Source organism: Spirosoma aureum (assembly GCF_011604685.1).
GTDB classification, from domain to species: Bacteria; Bacteroidota; Bacteroidia; order Cytophagales; family Spirosomataceae; genus Spirosoma; species Spirosoma aureum.
This window is the reverse complement of record NZ_CP050063.1, coordinates 1,544,460-1,570,094: the sequence shown is the minus strand read 5'-3', so window position 1 is coordinate 1,570,094 and position 25,635 is coordinate 1,544,460. Positions and strand designations below refer to the sequence as shown.

General features: G+C 48.6%; 19 protein-coding genes. 6 read left to right on the top strand and 13 right to left on the bottom strand.

The annotated features are described in order from the left end of the window. Positions 1-72: 72 nt before the first annotated feature. On the bottom strand, positions 73-2,307 hold the full coding sequence (locus tag G8759_RS06385; protein WP_167206258.1) for a S9 family peptidase: 2,235 nt from the start codon (positions 2,305-2,307) through the stop codon (positions 73-75). Positions 2,308-2,606: 299 nt separating this feature from the next. Between G8759_RS06385 and G8759_RS06380 the strand changes: the two genes are divergently transcribed. Next, positions 2,607-5,747, top strand: coding sequence for a SusC/RagA family TonB-linked outer membrane protein (locus G8759_RS06380; protein ID WP_167218765.1), 3,141 nt, complete (start codon positions 2,607-2,609; stop codon positions 5,745-5,747). A 2-nt stretch (positions 5,748-5,749) separates the two neighbouring features. Further along, positions 5,750-7,060, top strand: a complete 1,311-nt coding sequence (locus tag G8759_RS06375) for a RagB/SusD family nutrient uptake outer membrane protein (protein ID WP_167206256.1) — start codon at positions 5,750-5,752, stop codon at positions 7,058-7,060. A gap of 74 nt (positions 7,061-7,134) precedes the next feature. Here the strand turns inward: G8759_RS06375 and G8759_RS06370 are convergent, their stop codons facing one another. From G8759_RS06370 to G8759_RS06360, 3 genes are all read right to left on the bottom strand, one after another. Then, a complete protein-coding gene (locus G8759_RS06370) occupies positions 7,135-8,199 on the bottom strand; it encodes a Gfo/Idh/MocA family protein (RefSeq protein WP_167206254.1) in 1,065 nt (354 codons plus the stop codon). A gap of 267 nt (positions 8,200-8,466) precedes the next feature. After that, entirely contained in the window at positions 8,467-9,498 is a 1,032-nt protein-coding gene (locus G8759_RS06365; protein ID WP_167206253.1) for a galactitol-1-phosphate 5-dehydrogenase, read from the bottom strand. A gap of 66 nt (positions 9,499-9,564) precedes the next feature. Then, positions 9,565-11,154, bottom strand: a complete 1,590-nt coding sequence (locus G8759_RS06360; RefSeq protein ID WP_167206251.1) for an McrB family protein — start codon at positions 11,152-11,154, stop codon at positions 9,565-9,567. Positions 11,155-11,318: 164 nt separating this feature from the next. Here G8759_RS06360 and G8759_RS06355 point away from each other — a divergent pair, with 164 nt between their 5' ends. After that, entirely contained in the window at positions 11,319-12,185 is an 867-nt protein-coding gene (locus G8759_RS06355; protein ID WP_167206249.1) for a hypothetical protein, read from the top strand. Here the strand turns inward: G8759_RS06355 and thrA are convergent, their stop codons facing one another. The 4 genes from thrA to G8759_RS06335 all read right to left on the bottom strand — a co-directional run bounded on the left by thrA (position 12,186) and on the right by G8759_RS06335 (position 16,266). Further along, entirely contained in the window at positions 12,186-14,657 is a 2,472-nt protein-coding gene (gene thrA / locus G8759_RS06350; protein WP_167206247.1) for a bifunctional aspartate kinase/homoserine dehydrogenase I, read from the bottom strand. A 205-nt stretch (positions 14,658-14,862) separates the two neighbouring features. Further along, a complete protein-coding gene (locus tag G8759_RS06345; protein ID WP_167206245.1) occupies positions 14,863-15,357 on the bottom strand; it encodes a DUF4126 family protein in 495 nt (164 codons plus the stop codon). Between the two features lie 219 nt (positions 15,358-15,576). Next, entirely contained in the window at positions 15,577-15,756 is a 180-nt protein-coding gene (locus G8759_RS06340; protein WP_167206243.1) for a hypothetical protein, read from the bottom strand. A gap of 111 nt (positions 15,757-15,867) precedes the next feature. Next, a complete protein-coding gene (locus tag G8759_RS06335) occupies positions 15,868-16,266 on the bottom strand; it encodes a nuclear transport factor 2 family protein (protein WP_167206241.1) in 399 nt (132 codons plus the stop codon). 221 nt (positions 16,267-16,487) lie between these two features. Here G8759_RS06335 and G8759_RS06330 point away from each other — a divergent pair, with 221 nt between their 5' ends. The 3 genes from G8759_RS06330 to G8759_RS06320 all read left to right on the top strand — a co-directional run bounded on the left by G8759_RS06330 (position 16,488) and on the right by G8759_RS06320 (position 19,473). After that, positions 16,488-17,207: a ferritin-like domain-containing protein gene (locus tag G8759_RS06330; RefSeq protein ID WP_167206239.1), complete on the top strand. Its 720-nt coding sequence runs from the start codon at positions 16,488-16,490 to the stop codon at positions 17,205-17,207. A 15-nt stretch (positions 17,208-17,222) separates the two neighbouring features. Further along, positions 17,223-17,960 carry a ferritin-like domain-containing protein gene (locus tag G8759_RS06325; RefSeq protein ID WP_167206237.1) on the top strand — a complete coding sequence of 246 codons (738 nt, stop codon included), beginning with the start codon at positions 17,223-17,225 and terminating at the stop codon, positions 17,958-17,960. 154 nt (positions 17,961-18,114) lie between these two features. Next, a complete protein-coding gene (locus tag G8759_RS06320) occupies positions 18,115-19,473 on the top strand; it encodes a neutral/alkaline non-lysosomal ceramidase N-terminal domain-containing protein (RefSeq protein ID WP_167218763.1) in 1,359 nt (452 codons plus the stop codon). 586 nt (positions 19,474-20,059) lie between these two features. Here G8759_RS06320 and G8759_RS06315 read toward each other — a convergent pair. The 5 genes from G8759_RS06315 to G8759_RS06295 all read right to left on the bottom strand — a co-directional run bounded on the left by G8759_RS06315 (position 20,060) and on the right by G8759_RS06295 (position 25,588). Next, complete coding sequence (locus G8759_RS06315; RefSeq protein ID WP_162385016.1) at positions 20,060-20,248, bottom strand: hypothetical protein; 189 nt, start codon at positions 20,246-20,248, stop codon at positions 20,060-20,062. 120 nt (positions 20,249-20,368) lie between these two features. Beyond that, a complete protein-coding gene (locus G8759_RS06310; protein WP_167206235.1) occupies positions 20,369-20,812 on the bottom strand; it encodes a cold-shock protein in 444 nt (147 codons plus the stop codon). Between the two features lie 387 nt (positions 20,813-21,199). Continuing rightward, the gene (locus G8759_RS06305) at positions 21,200-21,652 is read right to left on the bottom strand and encodes a hypothetical protein (protein WP_167206233.1); all 453 of its coding nucleotides are present in this window, start codon (positions 21,650-21,652) and stop codon (positions 21,200-21,202) included. Between the two features lie 321 nt (positions 21,653-21,973). Further along, positions 21,974-24,373, bottom strand: coding sequence for a family 78 glycoside hydrolase catalytic domain (locus tag G8759_RS06300; protein ID WP_394353320.1), 2,400 nt, complete (start codon positions 24,371-24,373; stop codon positions 21,974-21,976). Positions 24,374-24,583: 210 nt separating this feature from the next. After that, complete coding sequence (locus G8759_RS06295) at positions 24,584-25,588, bottom strand: YpdA family putative bacillithiol disulfide reductase (protein ID WP_167206231.1); 1,005 nt, start codon at positions 25,586-25,588, stop codon at positions 24,584-24,586. Positions 25,589-25,635: the final 47 nt, after the last annotated feature.

Sequence of the window (25,635 nt, the reverse complement as noted above, 5' to 3'; positions counted from 1 at the left end):
TGCCACGGTTAACAGGAGCAGTCTCAGTAACCGTGGCACGCTTCTGAGCGAAAGCCCTAATTAAATAACAAACTAATTGATCCCTGCGCCTTTCAAATTGGTTTCCAGATAGGTTGTATATTGCTGATAAAGTAAGAGTTGCGTACCCGAACTATAAGCCACACCGTGTGCACCTGGTGGGTATATGCGCAGGTCGGCATCCTTGCCTGCGTCTTCGAGTGCATTCATGAGCTGGAATGTGTTGCGCACATGCACATTCTCGTCCATAGTCGAGTGAGCGATGAACATCTTGCCAGCCAGGTTTTTGGCGTAGGTAGACACTGCACTAACTTTATACTTGTCGTCATTTTCCGGCAGTACACCCATATAACGTTCCGTATAAATGGAGTCATAAAGCCGCCAGTCGGTAACTGGAGCCCCTACGAGCGCAACCTTGAATACGCCGGGGTGGGTAAGCATGGTGTAGCTGCTGGTATAGCCACCATAGCTATGCCCACGAATGGCCAGTCGGCCACCGTCAACCCACGATTGCTTGGCGAGCCAGGCTGCGGTTTCGGCGAAATCCTGACTTTCATATTTACCTAATTTCTCGTAGACAACCTTCTGGAAATCGCGACCATAACCTCCACTCCCCCGATTATTGACGCTTACTACGATATAACCTGTCTGAGCCAGCCATTGATGCCAGCCCGTCGTGGCAAAATCATTATAAACCGACTGGGCACCCGGTCCGCCGTAAATGTCCATAACGACCGGATATTTTTTAGTCGCATCAAAATCAAGCGGTTTGATGATCGAAATATCGATTGCCTGACCATCAGAAGTGGTAAATGTAGTCAGCTCTTTTGGCGCATAGGCATGACTGGCCACGTAATCAGCTACTTTTTTGTTCGACTCCAGCGCTTTGATAAGCTGGCCTTTGGTGTCACGTAGTTCAACCTGCGTTGGTGTCTGTACATTCGAATATCGATCGATAAAATACTGACCGTTGGGCGAGAAATTGACGGTATGACGCCCCGCCACTGTTGTTAACCGGCGTTTATTTTTACCGTCCAGATCGGCAACAAAAAGGTGCCGTTCCAGTGGCGACACTTCTGTTGACGTGAAATAGACCTTTTTCGCTTTCGGGTCAATATGATGAAGGTAAGTTACCCCCCATTTCCCACTGGTAACAGCATTGAGTAGTTTACCCATATAATCATAGCGGTAGAGATGAGCAAATCCATCGCGGTCCGATACCCAATAAAACTCCTGAACACCCGCCGGGAAATACAGTAAGTGGTTGATGCCCGCAAAGAAGTCAAAAACATCGATCCAGGTCGTTGATTTTTCTTCAAGAATCGGTTTAGCCTCGCCAGTACGAGCGTTTGTCATGAACAGCTGCATGTGGTTTTGCTTACGGTTCAGATGCAGAACGGCGAGCTGACCTTCCAGGTTTGTCCAATAAATACGTGGAATATAGCCGTCGCCCAAATCGACCTTCATCCATTGCTTTGTTTTATTGGCAATCTCAATGACGCCGATGCGAACCGTCGGATTTTTATCGCCCACGCGCGGGTAAGGCAACGAATCGAATTTCTCGTCAAATCCTTTATAATCAGTCAGTTTATAGATTGGCACTTGTCGTTCATCCGATTGCCAGAAAGCCATAAACTTGCTATCGGGAGACCATTCCCAGGCCTGCGCCAGGCCAAATTCTTCTTCGTAGGCCCACCCAAAACGACCGTTATAGAATGCTGGCTTAGCATCATCCGTCAGCTGCGTTTCTTTCTGGGTAGCAAAGTCAAATACAAACAGATTACCACCCCGCTCATAGCCTACTTTCTGACCATCCGGTGCCAGCTCGGCCGTTTGTGCATCTTTCGCGACAAGTTTCAGGCTCTTGTCGGCCACCGCATATACGTAATAATCCGACACGCCCGACCGCCGGTACACGGGTCGGAAATTGGTCTGAAACAGGATATTTTTCGAGTCCTTCGACCATTGGAATGAGCCGTAGGTAAAAGGCTTGTCGGTTTCAGGGAATTTAAGCTGGCTACCATCGAAAACGACCTCTTCCTTCTGATCTTTTGGCGACAGGGTTTTGATAACACTTTGCCCGTCGATGAACGAGAACTTATTGCCCCCTTCGATCCAGTTCACACTGCGCGGGCCATTCGATCCAGTAAGCTGCCCGGTTGCCTGGAGTGCTTGCTGAAGGCCAGCATACCGCTGTTTGGTTTGTGAATTAGCCGTTTGAGCTGCTACGGTCCAATTCAGTAAGACAGCTATGCAGAAGAGCCAGCTGGCTTTGGTACGAGTGATCATGCGTCTGTTGACTTAATTGAAAACACCAAAGCTACTGAAAAATGGTTTTCGTAAAGCAGTTCGCACTTGCTTACAGGTAAGTCTTAAGGTAGCGTTTTGACAGGAATTAACTGCATTAAAAAGCGGACATAGAACTCACTGTGCGGCTTTTGCTATAATTTGGATGAGCGGTAATTGAGCAAAATAATTTATAAGTATATTTCGCACTTTGGCAAATCTTTTTAATTGTATTAACTAACTACTACTTACCTATGACTAACAGGTACTCACCCGTTGGCCATAGCTTCCAGAAAGTCTGGATGCTATGGCTTACCCTGTTACTATGCGCGAATGCATTCGCGCAGAACACACGTTACACGATTAAAGGCCATGTCACGGATCCAGAGAAACAGCCACTTCCTGGAACAACAGTCGCTATTGTTGGTACAACGCTCGGTACAACGACCGATGCCGACGGCGATTTCACACTTACTGTAACACTCAAACCGGGTCCGGTAACAATTGCCTTCTCGGCCATCGGCTACGAAACGCTACGAAAACCAATCACACTCGGTAATGCTGAACAAGTTACGGCCGATGCAGAGTTAGCTGCCGCCACGACCAACCTGGACGAGGTTGTGGTGACTGGCTCAACCTTATCGGCCCCCAAACGAGAACTGGGGAATGCGATTAGCACAATTAAAGGAGCAGACCTGCAACAGAGTGGTTCTGCTAATCTGATCAACTCATTACAGGGGAAAGTGCCGGGCGCACAGATTACGCAGAACTCCGGCGACCCGGCCGGCGGTATCAGCATCCGGCTTCGCGGGATTAAGTCGCTGGTTGGCTCGTCTGACCCGCTCTACGTTGTCGATGGTGTTATTGTGAGTAATGCCAGTACCAATGTGTCGCAGATTGCGCTGTCGAACGATGTAGGAAATGCAAACGTTGGGCAGAATCGCCTGTCGGATATCAACCCCGACGATATTGCTACCCTGAACGTAATCAATGGTGCAGCTGCGGCTGCTCAGTATGGTTCACGGGCTGCCAATGGTGTCGTAATTATTACAACGAAACGCGGGCAGAGCGGTAAAGCACAGGTAACGTTCTCGACATCGTTTACCATTAACGAACTTCGAAAAGGTGTACCTGTAAATACCTACGGGAAGCAGTTTGGTTTTGCTGCACTCCGGCTCTATCCCATCGGTGGAATTACAGCGGCTCAGGTTGCATCCAACCCCGGTACAACCATAACGGATATTTACCGCGATGGTGCTTACACCTCCCTAGCCACCAATCTGGTCGATGTACAACGTTACAATTATTTCGATCAGATTTTCCGGACAGGTTACGGCACGGATAATAATCTATCGGTTTCGGGTGGTCGCGACAACACGCAATTTTACGTTTCGCTGGGTTATCTGAAAAACGAGGGAATCATTAAAGGCACCGATTTCACCCGCTATAATCTCCGCGCCCGTGTTGATCAGCGGTTAACGAACTGGGCTAAACTGTCGGTAGGATTAAGTTATGCCAATAGCCTTTCTAATGAGAAAGCGAATGGTAACGTGTTCTATAGTCCTATTAACTCGGTCAACATCACCAATAACATCTACGACATCACCAAGCGTGATGCAGCCGGAAATTTGCAGGCCGTTGAACCAACCCGTGTGAACCCACTGTCGACTATCGACGATATGAAGTTTTCGCAATCAGTGAGCCGCACGATCAATAGCCTTCAGTTGAATCTGACACCGCTCAAAGGCCTTACTATCGATTATATCGCGGGTGTAGATGCCTATTCGCAGTTCGGTAAAAACTATATTCGTCCGTATCCGTATCAGGCCATTGCCGGTCTTCCGGCCGCTCGTTACCCGCTTGGTTTTGCGGCCACTGCTACCAATCAGGTACTGCAATTCAACAATGATCTGAACGCACAGTATGAACGGCAATTCAGTGATAAATTCAAACTGAATGCGGCTATTGGGTATAGCTACCAGTATTTTCAATCCGACTACTCGATCAATAGCGGACAAAACCTGACTCCCTTCATCGAAACAGTGAGTGGTGCCAGCAACACAACCTATCAGGTGCGTTATGACCTGGATCGGTACAGTTTGAGCGGATTATTTGCTCAGGCCACTTTAGGTTTCCGGAATCTGGCATTCATTACCGGGGCCGTCCGTCGCGATCAGTCGTCGAAATTCTCGCCAAGCCAGACAAATCAGTATTATCCAAAAGTGAGTGGTTCATTCATCGTATCGGATCTTGATTTCTGGAAGAATCTTTCGTTCAGCAATACATTCAATAGCCTGAAACTGCGGGCTAGTTATGGCGAAGCCGGTAACCTGTCAGGCATTGGTTCTTACGCTCGTTTCTATCAGTTTAGCCCGGTTGGTTTCCTTGGCAAAAATACCATTACGCCCGGCACTCAATTAGCGAACCCAGATGTTCAACCCGAGCGTATGGCCGAATTGGAAGGCGGAATTGATCTCGCTTTCCTCAGTGGTCGGATTGGCTTGGGAATAACCGCCTATAATCAGAAAATCAGCAGCCTGGTTGTAAACCGGACAGTGGCACCCACTACGGGTGGTACGAGTATTGTCAATAACGTAGGGTCTATGGAAAACAAAGGGTTTGAGATCGTTCTGGATGTCAATCCCGTCAAAACGAAAGATCTGAACTGGGACTTTACCGTTATCTACAACCATAACCGAAACAAGGTGCTGGATCTGGGTGGCCAGCCGATCATTAATCCCGATGCATCATCGGCATCGGGTACACCGGTCAACCTGATTGTTGGTCAGCCGGTTGGTGTTTTCTACGGAAGTGCCTATGCGCGCAATACTGATGGCTCATTTATACTTTCACCGTCGGGCTTCCCACAGTCAGAACGAGCTACAGGACAGGCGAATGGAGCTATTGCTTACGTACCCGCCCGTAATTCTGATGGTTCGGTCGACGTAAGCAAACCAACGGCCAACGTCATTATCGGCAATCCGAATCCAAAATGGACTGGCTCATTCAGTACGAATCTATCGTACAAAAAGCTGAACCTGCATATTCTGCTGGACGCCGTTCAGGGTGTCGACGTCTTCAATGCCGATAAACGGACGCGTCAGGGGGTAGGATTGGGGGATTATGCCGAACAGGAATTGCGCGGTACACTAAAACGCGGGTACATTTTTGGCATTTACAATACGCAGGAATTTCGTGTTGATCCGGGTTCATACACCAAACTGCGTGAGGTATCGATCAGCTATACATTACCTCCGCTGGTTAAAGGTATTAGCCGCTTAAACGTGGCCGTGGTAGGCCGTAATTTGTATTCGTGGGATAAATACACCGGTTTCGATCCCGAAACGAATGCCGGGGGCAACAACGATTTGTTACGAGGCATCGACTTCGGAAACGTCCCCATTCCACGTACGTATCAACTTAAACTGTCTGCGACATTTTAATCATGAAAAAACTTCACATACCCATTCTTGTGGTCAGTCTGCTTCTAACACAGGCTGCCTGCAATCAGCAATATTTGAACCCAAGCACCATCAGTCAGTCGCAGGCAGTCAGTTCGCCCGATGGGCTGATGACACTTTGCAACGGGCTACAATACCGCTACACAACCGGTGGCGCGTTGAGCGTACTTTATGCCAGCACCGCCGGTGGTGGCCTGACTACCCGCGAAGATTTCGTATTGAACGTTGGCAATGCCGACGAAGCGAATCTTGCGCTGGGTGCCAGTAACGTTAACAACATTAATAGCGTTGTGCGTAACCTATGGACACAGAGCCACTTAGTGCGGTCGAACGCAGAATTGATCCTGGCGAATATCGGTGTAGTTAATGACGCTGGTACGAAAAGTGGAATTGTTGCCTATGCATCGATCTTCCGGGCCTTATCGCTTGGCACACTGGGGTTGTTTTTTGAACAGTCACCGATTACAACAGGCAATAATGCGCCCTTCGTTCCCAGAGCACAGGTGTTTAAAGAAGCCATTACTACACTTGAAGCAGCCGCAACACAGGTAGCCTCAGCGCCCGTTTCGGCCGACTTTACGAGTAAAGTTGTCACGGGAATTGACCTGGCTAACACCATTCAGGCCCTGATTGCCCGCTATGCGCTATTTTCAGGCGATTATGACAAAGCACTGGCTGCTGCGGCCAAAGTTGACTTAACAAAAAAGTCAATCTATAACTTTGACGATAATACCCGTAATCCGCTGTTTGAATACACCTTTGGTAATCTGAACGTGTTTCAGCCTACCAATGCCAGCCTCGGTCTGACTGGTGCATTGGCTCCTGATGCCATTGATAAACGAATTGCTTTTTTAACCAAAGTCAGTTCTAATCCGGCGGTAGCCCCTGTCATTGCCACAGCTTTCTATACGGCAAACAATGCGGCTGTGCCGGTCTATTTACCCGGTGAGATGCTGCTGATTCAGGCGGAAGCGTATGCCCGGAAAGGCGATTTGACGAATGCAGTGGCTCAACTGAACAGAGTCCTTACCAAAACAGCTGCGACAGATGCATTCGGGCTTGGTGCCGCATTACCTGCCTATACGGGTGCACAAACCGCCGACGCTATTCTGACCGAGATTTATCGGAATCGTCAAATTGAGCTGGCTTTTCAGGGTTTCAGACTCGAAGATAGTCGCCGGTTTAGTCGACCAGGGCCAGGCACTGCCGGAGCCGAGCGAAATCGAAACTTCTTCCCGTATCCCCTGACCGAACGCAACAATAATACAGCGACTCCAGCCGATCCGGCGATTTAAGAAAAAGTAAAACGAAGGAAATAAACGGGAAGCGGGAAAGGATTATGCTCTTTCTCACTTCCCGTTTTTTATTTTCACAGCTTCACCGGTAAACCCGTGCGAGTCGATTCATAAATAGCCTGAAACAGGGCAACTACCTTTCGGCCATCGTCTCCCGTTACCGATGGCGGGCGGTTCTCGCGAATGGCATCCCGGAATTCGGCAATCTGGAGTCCGAAGTAATAAACTGTTGCGTCGATTGTGTTAAAGAAAGCGGTGTCTTCTTCAACGAACTGAGCCAATAGATTCTCTTCGCCGGGCACTGTCCAGAGATCATTGACGGGTGGATCGGTAATACTCGACATCCCGGCAATGAACAAAGCGCCACCGTCGGTCTGAACACCTACCGATGCGCCGTTTTCACCGTGAACATGAACCTTACCGAAAATGCCCGGCTTCTGCGAATTACTCACGATGATATTTCCCAGCCCGCCGTTCTTAAACTTGATGATAGCCAGGGCCGTATCATCTACTTCAATATAGGGGTGGTTCAGGTTGCGCCACACACCATACACTTCGTCAATCTCGCCCATGTACCATAGAAGCAGATCCAACTGGTGTGGCGACTGATTGACCAGAACACCTCCGCCTTCGTCAGCCCAGGTTCCTCGCCAGGCATCACTTTGATAATAGGCTTCACTGCGCCAACCGAGCATCTGAACCGTTCCGAGTACAGGCGTTCCTATTTTTCCCTCGTTAATAGCCCGGCGAATTCGCTGGCTGGGTTCGTAGAAACGTCGCTGGCTGATAACACCCAGATAACGGTTGTTGCGGTTAGCGGCTTCGATCATTGCGTCACAATCTTCGAGCGACGACGCAAGCGGCTTTTCGACCAATACGTGTGACCCCGCATTGAGAGCCGCTACCGTAGGTTCGCGATGGGCGGGATGTGTCGTACAAACCAGGCACAGATCGACATTCTCACGATCGACCATGTCGTATATGTCGCTGTAAGCCCGGATACCGTATTGGTTGGCAAAATCTTCTGCTTTTTGATAGGTCCGCCCATAGACAGCAACCAATTGGGTGTCGGGCGTTTGCAAAACGGCTTTGGCATGAAGGTGAGCCACTTTGCCAGGGCCGATAATGGCGATATTCATAATAGCGATTTGTTAACTTTCAATAGTACGGCTTTTGCCTACCATGCGGAACTGCTCCATCAATACTATCTAAATGAATGCACTTGCCACATATCTACTGATTTGTTTTGCACTAATTAAAGCATAAGCTCAAACAAAGTCGGAATCATAAACTATTGATTCAACGAGTTTGTCCGAAAAATTTGGTGATCACATAAAACAAGAAAGCCGGGTCAAACCGTTGCTGATCTGTACCCGGCTATCTTCGAGTGGTGTACGAAACAGTGATTACGGCTTCAGAACCACTTTAATTAATCCCTTTTCTTTTTCATAGAGCCGCCGAAACCAGTCGGCCCCTTCTTCGAGAGGTACTTCCGCGCTAAGAATGGCTTCGACGTTCATGCGTCCCGACGAAATCAGCGCCAGTGCGGCTTCATATTCCCCATTTATGGCACAGGAACCCTGCAACCTCAATTGCCGGGTTACCACAGCCTGCAATGGCATTTCGACGGTGGGCGCCAGATTTCCGACCAGCGTTACGGTCGCTCCCTTCCGCACACAGTCGATGGCGGTTTTGACAGTTGGGCCAGCGCCAACTACCTCAAAAGACACATCAGCGCCACGCCCGTTGGTGATTGCCTGTACCTGTTTGGCCATATCGCCACTTCGGGCATTGAGCGTATGTGTGGCACCCAGAGTTTTAGCCAGCGCCAATCGGTCGTCGTCGAGGTCAATAGCGATGATGGAGCCGCAACCGGCCAGTTTAAGCACCTGAATAACGAACAGCCCGATCATGCCCGCTCCAACAACAACGGCCGAATCATTAACCTGAATGGGTGTCAGGCCAACCGCATGCAGCGCAACCGCAACGGGTTCTACCAGTGCAGCCTGTGTGAAGGATACATTATCGGGAATGGCATACAGAATATGCTGTGGAACAGCCACGTATTCGGCAAAAGCGCCCTGTCGTTTAAAATCCGGCGTAGATACCCCTACGACTTCACGGCCATCACTAAGATTATACATACCCCGACGGCTATACCAGTCATCGAGAGCATATACTGTTGAATCAAATGTAACGCGGTCGCCAGTCGCCCAATTGTGAACATCGGCACCTACTTCGGCAATAATACCCGACGCTTCGTGGCCCATAACGATGGGTGGAATGCGTCGGCCACTGCTACCGTCCATGCCATGAACATCGGAACCACAGATGCCCACCGCCTGAACCCGTACCAATACTTCATTGGGCCGAACCGTCGGCTTTGGCACGTCCTGTAGATCGAACTGATTGTATTCGGTTAAAACAAGTGCTTTCATACATCATGCGAACGTCTAGTCCGCTTTTTATACCTAACGACTAAAGCAGACATCCCGTCTGCGTTACTATTTCTGGTAAATTTTAATGAACACATCGACCGACACCTGTTCATAATCGCCCCGCTGTAAATGGGGATTTATTTCATAGGTAATGACCTCCTCGACCGAATCGGGCATTTCACCAAATAATTTTGCAGCTGTTGACGCGGTGTATTTCTTTTTCACCCAGACCAGTCGCTGATCGGGATCTTTACCCCACGCTGGATTATCGCCCAGAACCAGTTGAATTTTTGCCCAATCATTGAAAAAATACTCCTGCAACAGTGGGATAATTCGATCCCGAAAAGCATCGCACAGCTCAGCATGAGTCGCTATGGTTGTCAGGTACGCATGGCCAATCTGGTGGTCCCGATCAAGGAGGTATTCAATCCGTTCATTTATAGTTCGGAGTAATTGGGCTAAATCGACGCCATCTACAAAACTCAGGACCGTTGGATCAGGTGTCATTTCCCGGAAGGCAAACCGTCGACGCAAGGCAATATCCAGCAGGGCAATCGAACGGTCGGTTGTGTTCATCGTTCCAACTACAAACAGATTGATGGGGACCCCGAACCGTTCCTGCGAGTAGGGTAATGTTAGCCATAATTCATTCTCGGCGCCAAGTCGTTTGTCGGCTTCGAGGAGTGTGATCAAATCGCCGAATACGCTGGCAACATTGGCTCGGTTCACTTCATCGATAAGCAGATAATGGGCCGGAGCCTGCCGGAGCCGACGGGTTCGATTTTCGGCTGTATCGTTCAGGCAATCGGCCAGTGTAGCATAACCGGCCAGATGAATCGCCGACAGGCACGCTTTGTGAAAAATACCTCTTCGGATTCGGTAACTGATCTGCCCATTGATCACTTCCGGCCGGATACCTTCAACGAATTCCTCGTAGCTATAGGATGGATGGAAGGTAATCAGGCTCGAATTCTCTTTTTGTAAATACGGCTGTAAGGCAAATGTTTTTCCCGTACCCGGCGGCCCGAACAAAATCAGGTTATGCGGCTGAATGGGCAAGTCTGGGAGGACTTCATAACCGGCTTCGGGTTCTTCCACAGCATGACCATTCATACCCCGTTCGCCGAGTGTAGGATCATCGGCGAGCCGAATAAGATCGCTCAGAAATGCTTCATCTTCGGCCGCCCGATACACATCCGCATTATGCCGGGCCGAATGCGGTCCTCGTTTCGTACTCTCAACGAGTTCGAGCAGGCAATCTTCCCAGCACGTTCGCAGTGTTGGCTGATACAGCAAATGAACGTTCGACTGGCCCACAATAACCCCCAGGTAATCCGATTTTTCGGTAATGGGTTCAAAGACGAGTTCATCGATGCTTTTCAGGCGATCCTGACATGATTTCTTTACTGTCAGATGGTATTCGACCTCTCCCCTACGCGGTTTTTGGATGCGCAGTGCCTGAAAGAAGTTGATATCGGCCGAAATAACACCCTTTTCGCGTCGGCCCGGCGAAAAAGCCAGCCGCGCGTCGCCATTGGGCAGGTTAATAATATCAATTAACTCCTTTAGCAAGCCAAAGAAACGCCGAACCGCTTCGGAATGACCGATGGCGCGGATATTTTCAATAAGTGGTTGCTGATGAGTTTCTGTTAGCACGTGAATACAACGATTTTCTTCTTTTTTGGTGTCCTAAAGTATAGCAATAAGTCGTTCTCTCAAAACAACGCTATAACCTGTTGCGAAGCTACAATTTTTTAAGCGTACACTTTAGGTAAGACTATTGTAGAACTATACATTTGCTATTGCTTATCCAGCTAGATATGAAAACTAAATTTCTACTAATTTCTCTATTCATAGCAACTTTGCTGGCAGGAATGTATGCCTGCAAATCGGAGGAGAACCCGGTTATTGCTACCTGCCGCCTGAGCAATACAACCGATCAGCTTGTAGAATCCACCGGCCAATTGACCGACGAGCTAAAACGAACGTTCGCGTATAACAAGGGGACATTGGCATCCATTGCCGAAAAATCAAAAAGCCAGGATGCTACCTTTACCACAGCCTTTACGGATTCCCGCATTGCATCGGCAACAAATGGTCAGGATATTATAATGCTGGCTTACGGATCAGCCACAACGCCAACAAGTTCAACGTTCAGCCGGGGAGGGAAAGTGATGTCTACGTTTGTAATGGAGTATAACCCATCGGGGCGTATGACTAAAATCACGGAAAACCGGCAGGTGTTACCAACTAATTCGCTAACCAAGCAACGGGTCTATACTTTCAGTTACGATACCAACGGAAACCTGACCAACGAACGTGCTCAATTTACGTTAACTGATGGATCTGTTGTTCAGCAGGAAACGGAGTACGTATTCGATACGAAACCTTCGCCCTATAAACGCTTTGATGAACTGCCTTTGCTGACGGTTGTGGCACTGAGTCAGACTGTTGAAACGCGACCCGGCCGCTTCTGGCAAATCAATTCCCCGCTCTCCCTGAAGGCTTATAACCTGACGGCGACAGGCAGCCGGTCGAACCTCCGCGAGTCATCGACCTTCACGCCCGTGTATGACACCGATAACAAGCTAACGAGTCAGGACCAGAACGCATTACTCTATCAGTCAAGCGTTCCTGATCCGGTGACGAAAAAAAACAGACAGTCGTTTACCTATCAGTGTGATTAATTACGCCAAATAACTCCCGATACTGACCACATCGGCGAACACCCCCGAAGCCGTTACTTCAGCACCAGCACCAGGTCCTTTTATTACCAGCGGGCGCTCTTTGTAGCGTTCCGTTGTGAACGACACAATATTATCGGCCCCGGTTAACTGATAGAACGGGTGATCGACTCCTACCGGCCGCAGCCCAATGGTTGCTTTGTTATTCTCAAAACTGGCAACAAACCGGAGTTTTTCGCTTTTTGATTCAGCTTCTACAAGCAAGTTCTCAAAGTAAGCGTTGTTGCGTTCCAACTCCTCGAAAAAGGCGGAAATAGTAGGCGCATCGAGACACGACTGTGGAAGCAGATTCGTGATTGTTACATCCTCAGGTTCGAGCGGAAAACCAGCCTCACGGGCCAGAATGAGAATTTTTCGGGCTACATCCAGTCCGCTCAGGTCATCGCGGGGATCGGGCTCGGTATAACCTTTTTCTTTGGCTTCCCGGACTACATCAGCAAAGGAAATACCGGGCCGGAACGTATTGAAAATGAATGATAACGTACCGGACAGAATGGCTTCGATTTTCAGGAAACGGTCGCCCGCTGTCATCAGGCCCTGCACGGTATTGATGATTGGCAATCCGGCCCCGACATTAGTCTCATAGAGAAACTTGACACCCCGGTTGAGGGCCGTTCGCTGCAATCGTCGGTATTCGGCATACGAGCCGGAATTGGCCACTTTGTTGGGCGTTACAACCGAAATGTTGGCATCTAACAACGACTCATAAAACTGTACGATATCTTTATCCGACGTGCAGTCGATAAACACCGAGTTAGGCAGGTTATAATCTTGAATTTTCTCCACAAAAGCGGGTAGCGAGGTGGTTACACCTTCGGTCAATAGCCGTTCGCGCCATTCGTCGAGAGCAATGCCTTTGGGATCGAGGAGCATTTTTTTGGTATTGGTCATGCCCACAACACACACCTTCAGGAGTTTTTCGGTACGCAGAAATTCGAACTGGTTGAAAATCTGTTTCAGCAGGGTTTTACCGATCAGGCCCGTACCGACCAGATACAAATTCAGCACCCGTGCTTCAGACTGAAAGAAGATGTTATGCAGGGAGTTAAGCGCTTTCGAGAGGTTATTTTTGTTAATAACGACCGAAATATTGATCTCCGACGAACCCTGCGCAACGGCCACAATGTTGACCCCGTTTTTGCCCAGTACCGAAAACAGTTTCCCGGCAATCCCAGAGCTTTTCTTCATGCCTTCACCCACGGTAGCAATTACCGATAGGTCGCGCTCAATAACGATATTGTCGATATGGCCATGCGAAATTTCGGTAGCAAACTCGTCGTCGAGGATCGTTTTCACATTTTCGGCACCGCGTGGATCGATGGCGAAACAGATTGAGTGTTCCGATGAAGCCTGTGAGATCAGAATTACGCTGATTTTATGCGCTGCCAGCACCCCAAACAACTTCGCCGATACACCCGCAACACCAATCATGCCCGATCCCTGCACGTTCACCAGGGCGATGTCGTCGATACTCGAAATGCCGGTAATGGTATATTGCCGCCGTTCGGCAGTACGGCTAACTACCGTGCCGCTGTGCGTTGGATTAAAGGTGTTCAGGACCCGAATTGGGATGTTACGGGCAAAAGCGGGTTGCAGGCTGGGCGGATAAATGACCTTCGCCCCAAAATGCGACAACTCCATCGCTTCGGCATACGTAATTGTCGGAATATTGAATGCATTGGGCACCTTCCTCGGATCGGCCGTCATCATCCCGTCGACATCGGTCCAGATGTCGATGATGTCGGCGTTCAGGGCTGCTCCAAGGATGCTGGCGGTGTAGTCGGAGCCACCCCGGCCGAGGGTTGTTGTTTCGTTCTTTTCGGTCGAGCCAATAAACCCCGTTACCATTTGCACCGGAGCGCCGGCTCGGTCATTCGTTTTGGCGAAATGCTCCTGAATCAGTTGATTCGTAAGGTTATAGTTTACTTCCGCCTGCCCAAATTGTGCATTGGTTTTAATAATTGTACGGGCATCGCAAAACTGCGCTGGAATACCCCGGCTTTTTACACATTCGGTAATGACCGTTGTGGATAAGCGTTCGCCAAAACTGGTGATGAGGTCATGAGTACGAAGCGTCAGTTCGCGGATAAGCGACACTCCCCGGAGTAAATCTTCCAGTTCATTAATAATGCCCCGAATATGGGCAAAAACTTTACTCTGTTCTTTTACAGGAATCAGCGCTTTAATGACATTGAAGTGCCGGTCTTCAATCCGCCGAACTAATTCCATATAATCGGTTTCACCGGTGGTAGCCATCCGGCCAATTTCAATGAGCTGGTTTGTTATACCCCCCATTGCCGAAAACACAACTGTTATCTGATCGCCATTCTGTCGGTGATTGTCAATAATCTGGATAACCTGTTTGATACTTTCGACAGTGCCAACCGACGTACCGCCAAATTTCAGAACCTGCATAAAATAATGAATAATGGAGAATGGAGAATGAATAACAGGTTCATGCACAGGATTCATTGTACATTAGCCATCATTCATTTAAAGTAGCTGTTGACGAAGGTAGTTTTGGGAGGGCAAAGATAAGAGGGTGAGCAGACTTTTAGACGATTTTAACAGAAAAGGCGCATCAGTGATGCGCCTTTTCTGTCAGGAACAGTGCGATAAGCTACGCTTCTTGATGAACGGAATGGTCCGGTTTCATCAGTTGCCAGCTTGTTCCAATCGCAATTGCATCTTCAGCCAACGCAACCAGCGGGTCGGGCAGGCCCTGTTCATGCGTGAGCCAGTGACGGATATGAAAAAAAGCTACCGTTCCGATCACCGCGCCCAGTCCACCAATGAGGGCACCACAGGCCACCGATTCGCCCTCGATCTCGCTAAACGCAGCCCCCGATAAAGCACCAGACAACACCCTGCCAATGAATTGGGGAGGCATTGTACGGTCGGGGGCGTTTGGCACTTTGTCTCCAACCAGTTCACCCCCGGCCAGTAGTTTCAATATAGTCGCCGTTGTCGGTGAAGTCAGAAAATGGAGCTTTGAGTTGGCTAGTCCTCCTGGTTGGTCGTGCGCTAGTTTATGGCTGATAAAAGCAGGTGCCATCATACTGCGCATTCCCGCAACAATACCAATCTGTAAGGTCTCTAAATACGTTCGATTCATGATTTCTTTGCGTTGAGTACAGTTTTTTGATGTGAACCCGTGCCACGGTTCCGAACCGTGGCACGGGTTCACATCAAAAAAGCGAATTATGTAATCAAAACAGCCACGACAGCCCTTTGTTTGATTCCGTAGCTGCTGGGTTGCTTTACCGTAATCGCATCACATGTCCACCAACAGCAGCCAATTTCACGGAGAAGCTTACCATACCACTTTGTTGTGTCAGGTGGTTTGGATTCCGGGCAACGCCGAGAGTTCAATTGTCTGGACCACAGGTTTTGTCGGGCTAAAATTTGGGCCAAACACATCATTTCCCTGAACTATCAGGCTCAACTCCGAATCGTCGACAAGCGTTTTACCCTCAAACATCACCCGGTAAGTCGGCGCGGTTTTCGTTAGCATAAACGAGAAAACGATTCGACCGCTGAGCGACCTAAGGCGTAGGTTTCTTTGGGGCCAGAACTGGTACAGAAAAACCGTAAATCAGCAGAAAAAATAAGGAAATCTGTTCCATTAAAACATCGTATTGGCGTTTGCAGACGTGCCTGGCACAAGCTGTAGAACATCCCAGTGTTCAACAATTTTACCGGCATCGTCAAAACGAAAAATGTCGATTCCGGCCCAATCTTCGATGCCTGTACCATCGGCAGTCGGCCATTGCTGAAAACAGTGAAGCACCACTAAATTACCCTCAGCAATGGCTCGCTTTACGTCCATCCGCTTACCCGGATACGCCTTGTTCATCTGTTCAAAATAGGCAATAAAGCCCTCTTTGCCATCGGCAACCATTGGATTATGCTGGATGTATGTCTCTCCAACATACTTCGCAATGGCCTCTGCTGGCTGGCATTGATTAAACATAAGATCGTAGAAGCCAATAGCATTCTTCTTGTTTTGTTCCAGTTGATCCATAGTCCCGATTGGTATATGTCGTATTAGTCTGATAAGTAATCTACATAGCGTCGAAATTGTTACGGCAGCTTACCGATCTGGTATCCAAGGTAAACGAATTTTATTGGAGCGGGCAAAGTCGTGTTTATACAGGTAAAGAAATCCAATTGGGAACCATCGCCGTAAGTCTACTGAACCGTTTGAAAAACACGGTCTTTTCGACACATAACTTTTTACTCAGTATGAGCAAAGAACAGAAAGATTCGGGCTTGACCATGTTGCCGGGTCAGTTGGAGCCGGTGATGGTAGGACGCCGGTTATTTCTACGATACGCCGGGGCTGCGGTAGCCGGAGGTGCTGTTTTAGCCTCCTGTAAAGATGAAGAGAATCCAACAACAGTCCCCTCATCGGTCGATTTAGGGATGGGTGATATCGGTATTCTCAATTACGCTTATGCGCTCGAGCAGTTGGAAGCGGCTTTCTACACCCAGGTAATCGCTACTCCGTATACGGGCATCACCGATGCAGAAAAAACCCTGTTGACCGACATTCGCGATCATGAGATCATTCACCGCGAGTTCTTCAAAGCAGCGATTCCTGTAGCAAATCGCATCACAGACCTGACGCCGAATTTTACGGGTATCAACTTCAGTGATCGAGCCAGTGTATTAGGGACTGCTAAAGCATTCGAAGATCTGGGGGTATCGGCCTACAATGGTGCCGGTCGCCTGATTAAAGATCCCAATTATTTAGTCTTAGCGGGCAAAATTGTGTCAGTAGAAGCTCGTCATGCAGCGGCCATCCGCGACCTGCTCAATCCAAAATCAGCCGACTTTGCCGGTGACGACATTGTTGCACCCACAACGGGTCTTGATCCAGCGACCAAACCAGCGGATGTATTACCAACCGCACAAAAATTTGTGCAAACACCCTTGAGCGGTGCCAATCTTCCAACCGCCTAAACCTGACACAACGCCATGAATTTATTTAAAATCTTCTCTGAAATTGAGCAATTTGATCCCGAAGCGACTGAGCGATACAGCTTTTATTCGCGTCGGAATCTGATTAAATACGGTACAAATCTGGCAGCGGCAGCTATTCCTACGCTTGTGGCTACCACATTCAATCAGGCGTTTGCTCAGGCTACGACTCCACCGTCGGCAGCAGCTATTGAGGTAGCGAATTTTGCGCTGACGCTCGAATACCTCGAAGACGAATTTTACAGAACGGGACTCGCAGCGGCCGGCCTTGTTCCGGCCGCCGACAGAACAGTTATCAGCCAGATCAGCAAACACGAAACGGCCCACGTAAATCTGCTGAAAACGGCGCTGGGAGCCGGAGCAGTAGCCAAGCCGACGTTTAAGTTCCCTGCCGGTACGTTTACGAATTACACGACCTTTCTTGCCACTGCCCGTGCCTTTGAAGATACAGGCGTGCAAGCCTACAAAGGTCAGGCGGCAACCCTGATCAATGACAAAGATATTTTGCAGATAGCCCTTCAAATTCACTCCGTTGAAGCCCGGCACGCATCAGAAATCCGCCGGATGCAGGGAATGAAAGGCTGGGTTTCTGATACCACGCAGACGTCGTTCACCCAGGCCGGAATTAACCTGAAAACGCTGACGGGCAAATCAGACGATGCCATCCGTGAAGCATTCGATGAACCGCTCACCAAAGATGCGGTACTAGCCATCGTGAAGCCGTTTTTGGCTTAAACCCAATTGCGGCCACGTATAGGGAGGCCGGGAAACCGGCAAGGTGATGAAAGGCATCGGAGTTTTCTCTGGTGCCTTTCTTGTTTTCCTTTCCCATCCGACTCTTTTTTTGTTGCTTGCGGGTAAATTCGCCAGTGTCGGTGGCACAGCCGGTATGAAATTCCTTCGTATAGTTTTTAGAGTCCTGCTCGGACTGCTTGTATTCCTTCTCTTATTTCTGGCTATCAGTCTGGCGCCTGTAGACGAAACGCCATATCGTGAGATGCCGTACTACGCCCAAACCAAACAGCGACTCGCCATGCTTCAGGTTCCGCCTGCTGGCAGGCAACCGCTTCGGGCGGGCTGGGCCAAAGTCAACATTACGCCATCCTACACGACACCGACTGGCGGGTATGGCGAACGGTTAGGAAAACACTGGAAGATTATCAGCGATTCGATTTTTGTTCGGGCGATCATGCTCGACAATGGCGGCACGAAAGTAGCCGTAATAGCTCTGGACCTCGTCATCACGCCCCCAACGGTAGCTGAAGCGCTCAAAAAACGCTTACCAGAGGTTGGTCTTCAATGGGAAAACCTCTATATGGGCGCTATCCATTCACACAACAGCATTGGCGGCTGGGCACCCCGTTTGGTTGGTCAATTGATTGCCGGAAGTTATGATGAAAAAATCGTGACGCTCATTACCAACGGCATTCTGGCGGCTATTCGCAAGGCCCAATCGAACATGGCGCCTGTTCAAATCGGCTTTGGCGAAACCGATGCTACGGACCTTATTTCGAACCGACTTAGTTCGTCGGGTCCTACGGGCCCACTCGATGGAAAAATCAGGCTGCTGGAGCTTCGGAAAAAGTCCGGGGAGTCGGCACTACTTTGCTCATTTGCTGGTCACCCAACACTTTTCGACGGCGACAATAGTGCTTATCTCAGTCGCGATTACCCCGGTTCACTGGTCGATCGATTGGAGAAAAAATCGGCTACGTTTGCCCTGTTTCTGGCCGGAGCGGTTGGCAGTACCGCACCCAAACCACGGGGAAAAACCGACTTTCAGGAGATTCGTAATTATGCGGGCGATCTGGCCATACGCATTGAACGCACGATGCCAACGATTCAGACTCATCCAGACAGTACGTTATCGATACTGACGTTACCGCTCGGTCTACGCGAGCCGAACCCACGCGTGATCGGAAACTGGCGGGTTCGCCCGTGGTTGTTTTATGCGCTTTATGGCGATTATCCGTCCGACTTAAAAGCCCTACGCATTGGCGAAACCGTACTGCTCGGTACTCCCTGCGACTTTTCCGGGGAATTAGCGGCCGAGCTTCACCCACTGGCAGCAAAAAAAGGACTTCACCTGATGGTGACCAGCTTCGATGGTGGCTATATCGGCTATATTACACCCGATCGTTATTACGATCGGCAAGCCTACGAAATCCGCGACATGAACTGGTTTGGCCCTTACAACGGAGCCTATTTTGAGGAAATGATGGCAGGATTACTGGAGAAATTTAACTGAATTAATAACTCAGTAAAGTTGGCAAAATACGTTCAGACAAACTCCGGGCCTTTGTGACTCGTGATTTCAAACGCAAATTAATTGCTAACAATTAAAAAAATTTCACCACTCCTCAAAAAAAACTACCCCTTGATAACCAATCAATTACACAGAAATAATCTCTTTAAGGAGAAAATGTAGGTGGCTTTCTGAAAAAAAGTTTCTTCCAAAGAAATCTGAAAAATCTCTTTTCACGTAAGAATGATTGATAACACTTTTCTTTTCGCGGGCTGCTCTTTCGGGGGTGGCCTATTTCTTTTTATATAGCCTTAACTAATTGGCGTTGAGGGCATACAAAAACGGTCGTCAATCTGAGCGAGTGCCTTGCCCAGATTACGACTGCTTCTTCTATCTATACATACTCTGAACGCTCTGGCATTGAGGAGGTAGAGCGTTCATAACAAAATCACGCTGGCTTTATGGGCAACGTCTGACAGGGACATGAGTAGTAATAGAACGAATCTCCGAACTACCCGGCCAGCCCTAATGATACATCCATAGTTCTCCTGTGTACCTTATCCTACATTCAGCGTTCTGGCAAGACAACCTACCGATTGTCTTTTTTTCGCCTTACGGAGGTTCGCGCAGCTACTTCTGCCTGGAACTTAATCTTTAATTGCCGGTCAAGTTCTTTATCACGCGGTACATAAATACTGGTTTTGCCATCCGAAAATTTGAGCATCCAGTAGGCGTTGTCTGTAGTAGGAGGAATGGATGTATAAATAAGTTTGGACATGATTTGGGTGATAAGAAAAAAGTCTCCTAAAGACACATTCTTTAGGTAGCTATGCCAACTTTGTACTCATTAACAGAAATAAAAAATACAGCGCATGCAATAGTATTAGCCTCAGCCAGCTTATACGGCTTTTCTAACATCAATTGCATTGGGGCCTTTTGGCGTTCTGGTAATTGAAAAGCTCACCTTATCCTGTTCGTTGATGGGATCGATCAGTGCATTTATGTGCACAAAAATACTGTCCTGAGACTGTAGGTCTTTGATGAAGCCATAACCCTTCGATGCGTTAAAGAATGTAACTACTCCCTGGCGGATCACGTCTGGAGCAGCTTCATCTTCCTGTTTAGCAACGCCAAGCTGTATGTCTTCTTCGTTGATTTGTCTCTTTCTTCTGGGATCGGGAGGAGTAGACGAAATATTGCCGTTCTCATCGACGTATGCCAGCATCTGGTCAAGAGGTTGACCTTTCTGGGCATTCGCTTTACGGTCCTCTCTCTTTTCCTGCTTATCTTTTCTCTTTTTTTGTCTTTGCTTTTCTTTTTCTTTTTTACTGAACGTTTCCATAGTTCGTGTTTATTCCCGTGGGCTTACCATGTTATAACATCATGATTTTATATCGAGAATGATGCCCTTTTTAGATCAAATAGCCTGATTATAAGTATAATTAAATCAATCTATTTCTTATTGAACCATAGTTAACTGAAATAAGTTGTTCGTTACTCACTTATTACAAAAATCTTCCTGATTTGTATACATTAACGGGCAATAGGGCCGCTTCAGGCGGATTCGCCTTGCTATTTTCACAAAAAAGCCCGGTATAAACCGGGCCCTCCTTGGTAGTGTACTTTAACACAGTGCCCACACACAGGCACAAGCGACTAACCGAGTGTATAAGGCAAGTGTTTGACTCTGGATAGGGGCAGATCCTTTTTTGATACAATGGCTACCTACTCAGGGTACATTGTATTCTATCGTTGCCTGATCCAGCGTTTTAGCGTAGCTGTTTATTATTTCGTTTATAAATAGAAACGCTCCATTGCTCGATTCATCATTGACGATCGGTTCATTTTCGTAGGTGTTACCCGGATTTCGGGAAGTTGCCTGTCCTTTAAATAATATGACTCCGTTTTCGAGTGTGGCCAGCAGACGTATCTGAATGGGTTCTCTGATTGTTTTGAACTCTGTTATCGTTCTGTATTCAGTTATGATCGCCCCTTCTTCTTCATTCGCAACGTCGATATCAAATCCTGCCTCTTCCAGATAAGACTGAACCGATTCAAACAGGGCAGAATCGGCTAAGGTGGTCGTTAGTTCAATGGCATCAGCTCCCTTTGGAATTTTCTGCGCCTTGACGGCCACCGAAACAAGTACCAGATTGAGGACTAAGCAGAGCAATAGTTTCATTGTCTTGGGTGCAAAGAGGATGACAAATATTCTTTTATTTGGCCACAACAACCAAAATTTTATGCGAAAGCATTAGGGTTTAGATGCATTTTGGTATCCTTAGTACTAAACAAAAAACGCCCGGCCAATATGCCCGGACGTTTCGATACCCACCGTAACTTGTAAGCCACAAAAATACAAAAAACGCCGAATGTAATGCTGATCTATTAAGTACAGAGCACTAGCATCAGGCGTTTTTTTTATCAAAAGTATCGTTATCCCGGATAAGAATATATTTATTTATACAAAAATATCAATATAGACTACTTAACAACAAAGTATTCATAAACTCACAGTCTGTTTACCTGCTTTCAGTGGTAAGGCTTTTCCTTTCCAACGGAGTGTACCTGTCAGATTGGCGGGCAAAGTGATCGTTCCGGTCAGGCTACCTGTCGGTGTTTTCTGAAACTGCACAGCGATGTCACCCAGCGGATGTGGCATCTGCCCTTCTACCGTTGTCAGGTCGCCCAGATAGGGCTCGATACGCACCGATTTAAATCCTGGCTCAGCCGGACGGATTCCACAGGTGATCGATAAAAATTCATAGAGTGGTGAAGCACTCCAGGCGTGGCAATCAGAGCGGGTCGGTTCAGGATTCTCGGCAAAGGTGGTCAAACCCATAGCCAGCATGTCGCGCCAGGGTTTCAACTGCGCTACGAACTGATCGCCAAGACCTGTTTTCTTCATGGCTTCAAACAGATAGTATTTGAAGTAGAAAGTTGCCTGGGTCAATGTATCGGAACCGATGTTTTTCTCCGTCATCACTTTTTGCAACAAGGCTGCCTGCTGAGCAACGGGCACCGCATCCGTTAATACGGCAAGAATATTCGCGTGCTGGCTGAATATGTTTTTTCCGGGCTGACCAGGAGGTAATATGGGCGTATCGGCAATAAGACCCCGGCTGGCATCCCAGCACTGAGCAAACACGGCTTTGTTTAATTTACGACCTAATTCGCGATAGTGTTCAGCGCGTTCGTTCAGACCATAATGCGATAGCAGATCGCCCGCCCGGAAGTAGGTATACGCCTGTTGTAACGACAAAATACTCGACCCGCCTTTCCGCGCGCCGGCCGGAACACCCCCTGCTGCTTCGTCTTTCGCGTTTTGCCACTTCGACCAGTCTACGAAATTCCACCATTCCAGCGGACCATTCAGGCCCGTCTTGGCAATACGCTGTTCGTGCCAGTTCAGTACGCCCAGAATTCCGGGCAGCATCGACTTTACAAACGCATCGTCCTGGCGGTTCATCCAGTAATCATGCACCATACAGACCCAGAACAATGAAAAAGTTGGAATCACCTGAAAATCAGCCGATGGGTAGCGGCTTTGGGTCAGTCCGTCGTTAAAGCGGCTATGTTCATAGTCTGTAATAGCTTTTCGCATCAGTCGGTCGTCGCCCGTTACGTAGAGTGAAATCATTGATTGAATGCGTGTGTCGCCCGTATACTGCAACTGTTCGTAGTAAGGGCAATCGTAATAGTTTTCGCCCGCACAGAGCCGCGCTGTTCGCCAACCCACATTCCAGAGCGATTTGAGGGTAGTGTCACTGGCTGCGAATCGAGCTTTTTCTTCGAACGGATAACCCGTAAATTGCCCAAGCAGATCATCCAGCACAAGCGATTCCTCTTTGGTATCAACGGTCAATTGCAGATAACGATAGGTACGGAACCAGAGCGGCCTGAATGTACGCTTGCTGTTACCATCGGCAATGAACTGATCCTCAAAACCACGCATCGTGCGACCTTCAATAGCGTTTCGATTTCCTTTCAGCCCTTTAGCATCGATCAATGCCTCAGCATACGCCAGTGTTACGGTAGCTCCTTTCCCTTTGCTAACGGTCAGTTCCGGGTATGCATTGGTCAGATAGCCCTGATCCAGAAGGAAAACCGCCTTTGTATTGGCCGGAACCGTCACAGGTGCTTTCCCTTGCAGGAAAGCGTTCTCCATTTTGCCGTTTTCGCTCCGCCGAACGGTTGCCAGCCGAACGCTTTTTTCCTCCATCATGGGAATCGTACGAGGCACTAATCCCCAGTTTCCATCGGTGCCCAGGCCACGCGGTTTGGTCGGAAAACCGAGTGGCTTAGCAGAAACCCAGGCTTTGTCGTCAAAATTTGGCTGTTCCCAGCCCCAGGGGTAAGTGGCGGCATCGACTCGATCGCCATCACCCACAACGATGTAAGTACGAAGCTTAGGAATGTCGTTCCTGATGGGAGAATAAGCCGGATTATGCAGTATTCTCCAGCTAGCGTCTGTGTTGGCTATTTTTTCAGTGTCGCTATCACCCTGTAACAAAAAACCCAGCTGATAGCTCATCTGCGAAAAAGGAGCGCCTTCTCCCATGTACCACACCTGTGCAGCCAACGTGTTTTTTCCTGCCTGTAGGTATGGTGCAAGATCGATGGTTTCGTAATTCCAGTTTTGCGTATCACTGCGGGCAGGCCCGATGGCTACGGCTTTTCCATTGACAAACAGCCGATAGCGGTTATCAGCCGACACATGAACCACAAAACGGGTGGGCTTCTGCGGCAGATCGATGGTTTTCCGAAAATGAAAGATACCATACTGCCGGGACGGAGCAGTTGGATGCAAAATCCAGCGGGCGGGCCAGTATTGGCTGGTCCAGTTGGAAGGGGATGTCTGGGCAAATAGCGAATTGGCTAGAAACAGCAATCCGGCTATCAGATTTAACCGACGAATGACACAAGGGAGGGCGTTCACGCAAGTACGTTTTTGGGCAAAAATACAACCTGGCCCCTATTGTTTAAGCAGAGACCTACAAGTTGGTGTTTGCTCACACGTAAACACCGTTGGCTATCGAATTTACTGTCCTACCTTTTGACGCCCACGGGACTATGGGCAGACTCCGTAACAGAAGCCGTTTGCGTTACGCTATCAGATGCGCTGAATCAGTTCTTTTACCTGATGCACTTCGCGGCCCATAATGTGATCGATGATCGACTGAGCGTGTTCGCGACCATTCTCGATAAAGACTTTTTCAGTATAAATTCCAGCCATAACTGTTCCACAGACGTAGAGCCCAGGCACAGTCGTTTCGAAGGTTTCTTTGTTATAGACAGGCACCTGCGTAACCGGATCCAGTTCAATACCACAGCGACGAAGCAATTCAGCATCAGGAATATAACCCGTCAATACCAATACAAAATCAGCAGGCAGATGGCTTTCTTCCCCGGTTTTCAGGTTATTTATGGTTACTGTTTTCTCACCGATCTGCGTTACCACCGAGTCGAATACGGTTTTGATTTTCCCTTCTTTTACCCGGTTTTTCACGTCTGGCACAAGCCAATATTTCACCGTACTCCGGAAATCTTCACCCCGATGAACAACTGTTATGTTCACGTCATGACGATACAACTCAAGTGCTGCTTCGACCGCCGAATTGGATGCCCCGATTATGACTACATTCGTGAACGAATATTTGAATGGTTCGTCGTAGTAGTGCGACACATGTGGCAGGTTTTCGCCCGGAATACCCAGCCAGCGCGGACGGGTAAAATAACCCGTAGCCATAATTACCTTACGGGCCTGATACTGCTCACCCGTTGTCGTTGAAACCGTAAACAGGTCGTCTTCTTTCTGAACGTCCCAAACGGTCTGGAATAACTTAAAATTCAGGTGATAATAAGCTGCTGCCTTCCGATAATACTGCAACGCTTCATCACGACCCGCTTTTACCCCCGAAATCGGGAAAGGTAGTCCGCCAATTTCAATATTTTCGGCCGTTGAAAAGAAGCGCATTCGCCGGGGATATTGCCGGATCGATTCGGTCAGACTACCCATTTCCAGGATCAAATGACTAAGCCCGGCTTTGGCTGCTTCAATACCAGCGGCCAGCCCGCAGGGGCCACCACCAACGATAATGACATCAAAAAGTTGCATAATAGTAACGCGGGCTTAACCCGCAAAATAGGCAGGTTTTCACCCGC

What these genes read in the sequence shown, in the direction of transcription:
- G8759_RS06295 (WP_167206231.1), bottom strand. Translation starts at nt 25,588, where the DNA reads ATGCAACTTTTTGATGTCATTATCGTTGGTGGTGGCCCCTGCGGGCTG.
- G8759_RS06310 (WP_167206235.1), bottom strand. Translation starts at nt 20,812, where the DNA reads ATGGAAACGTTCAGTAAAAAAGAAAAAGAAAAGCAAAGACAAAAAAAG.
- thrA (WP_167206247.1), bottom strand. Translation starts at nt 14,657, where the DNA reads ATGCAGGTTCTGAAATTTGGCGGTACGTCGGTTGGCACTGTCGAAAGT.
- G8759_RS06340 (WP_167206243.1), bottom strand. Translation starts at nt 15,756, where the DNA reads ATGCTAACGAAAACCGCGCCGACTTACCGGGTGATGTTTGAGGGTAAA.
- G8759_RS06325 (WP_167206237.1), top strand. Translation starts at nt 17,223, where the DNA reads ATGAATTTATTTAAAATCTTCTCTGAAATTGAGCAATTTGATCCCGAA.
- G8759_RS06385 (WP_167206258.1), bottom strand. Translation starts at nt 2,307, where the DNA reads ATGATCACTCGTACCAAAGCCAGCTGGCTCTTCTGCATAGCTGTCTTA.
- G8759_RS06365 (WP_167206253.1), bottom strand. Translation starts at nt 9,498, where the DNA reads ATGAAAGCACTTGTTTTAACCGAATACAATCAGTTCGATCTACAGGAC.
- G8759_RS06345 (WP_167206245.1), bottom strand. Translation starts at nt 15,357, where the DNA reads ATGAATCGAACGTATTTAGAGACCTTACAGATTGGTATTGTTGCGGGA.
- G8759_RS06320 (WP_167218763.1), top strand. Translation starts at nt 18,115, where the DNA reads ATGAAATTCCTTCGTATAGTTTTTAGAGTCCTGCTCGGACTGCTTGTA.
- G8759_RS06330 (WP_167206239.1), top strand. Translation starts at nt 16,488, where the DNA reads ATGAGCAAAGAACAGAAAGATTCGGGCTTGACCATGTTGCCGGGTCAG.
- G8759_RS06335 (WP_167206241.1), bottom strand. Translation starts at nt 16,266, where the DNA reads ATGGATCAACTGGAACAAAACAAGAAGAATGCTATTGGCTTCTACGAT.
- G8759_RS06370 (WP_167206254.1), bottom strand. Translation starts at nt 8,199, where the DNA reads ATGAATATCGCCATTATCGGCCCTGGCAAAGTGGCTCACCTTCATGCC.
- G8759_RS06355 (WP_167206249.1), top strand. Translation starts at nt 11,319, where the DNA reads ATGAAAACTAAATTTCTACTAATTTCTCTATTCATAGCAACTTTGCTG.
- G8759_RS06380 (WP_167218765.1), top strand. Translation starts at nt 2,607, where the DNA reads ATGCTATGGCTTACCCTGTTACTATGCGCGAATGCATTCGCGCAGAAC.
- G8759_RS06305 (WP_167206233.1), bottom strand. Translation starts at nt 21,652, where the DNA reads ATGAAACTATTGCTCTGCTTAGTCCTCAATCTGGTACTTGTTTCGGTG.
- G8759_RS06375 (WP_167206256.1), top strand. Translation starts at nt 5,750, where the DNA reads ATGAAAAAACTTCACATACCCATTCTTGTGGTCAGTCTGCTTCTAACA.
- G8759_RS06315 (WP_162385016.1), bottom strand. Translation starts at nt 20,248, where the DNA reads ATGTCCAAACTTATTTATACATCCATTCCTCCTACTACAGACAACGCC.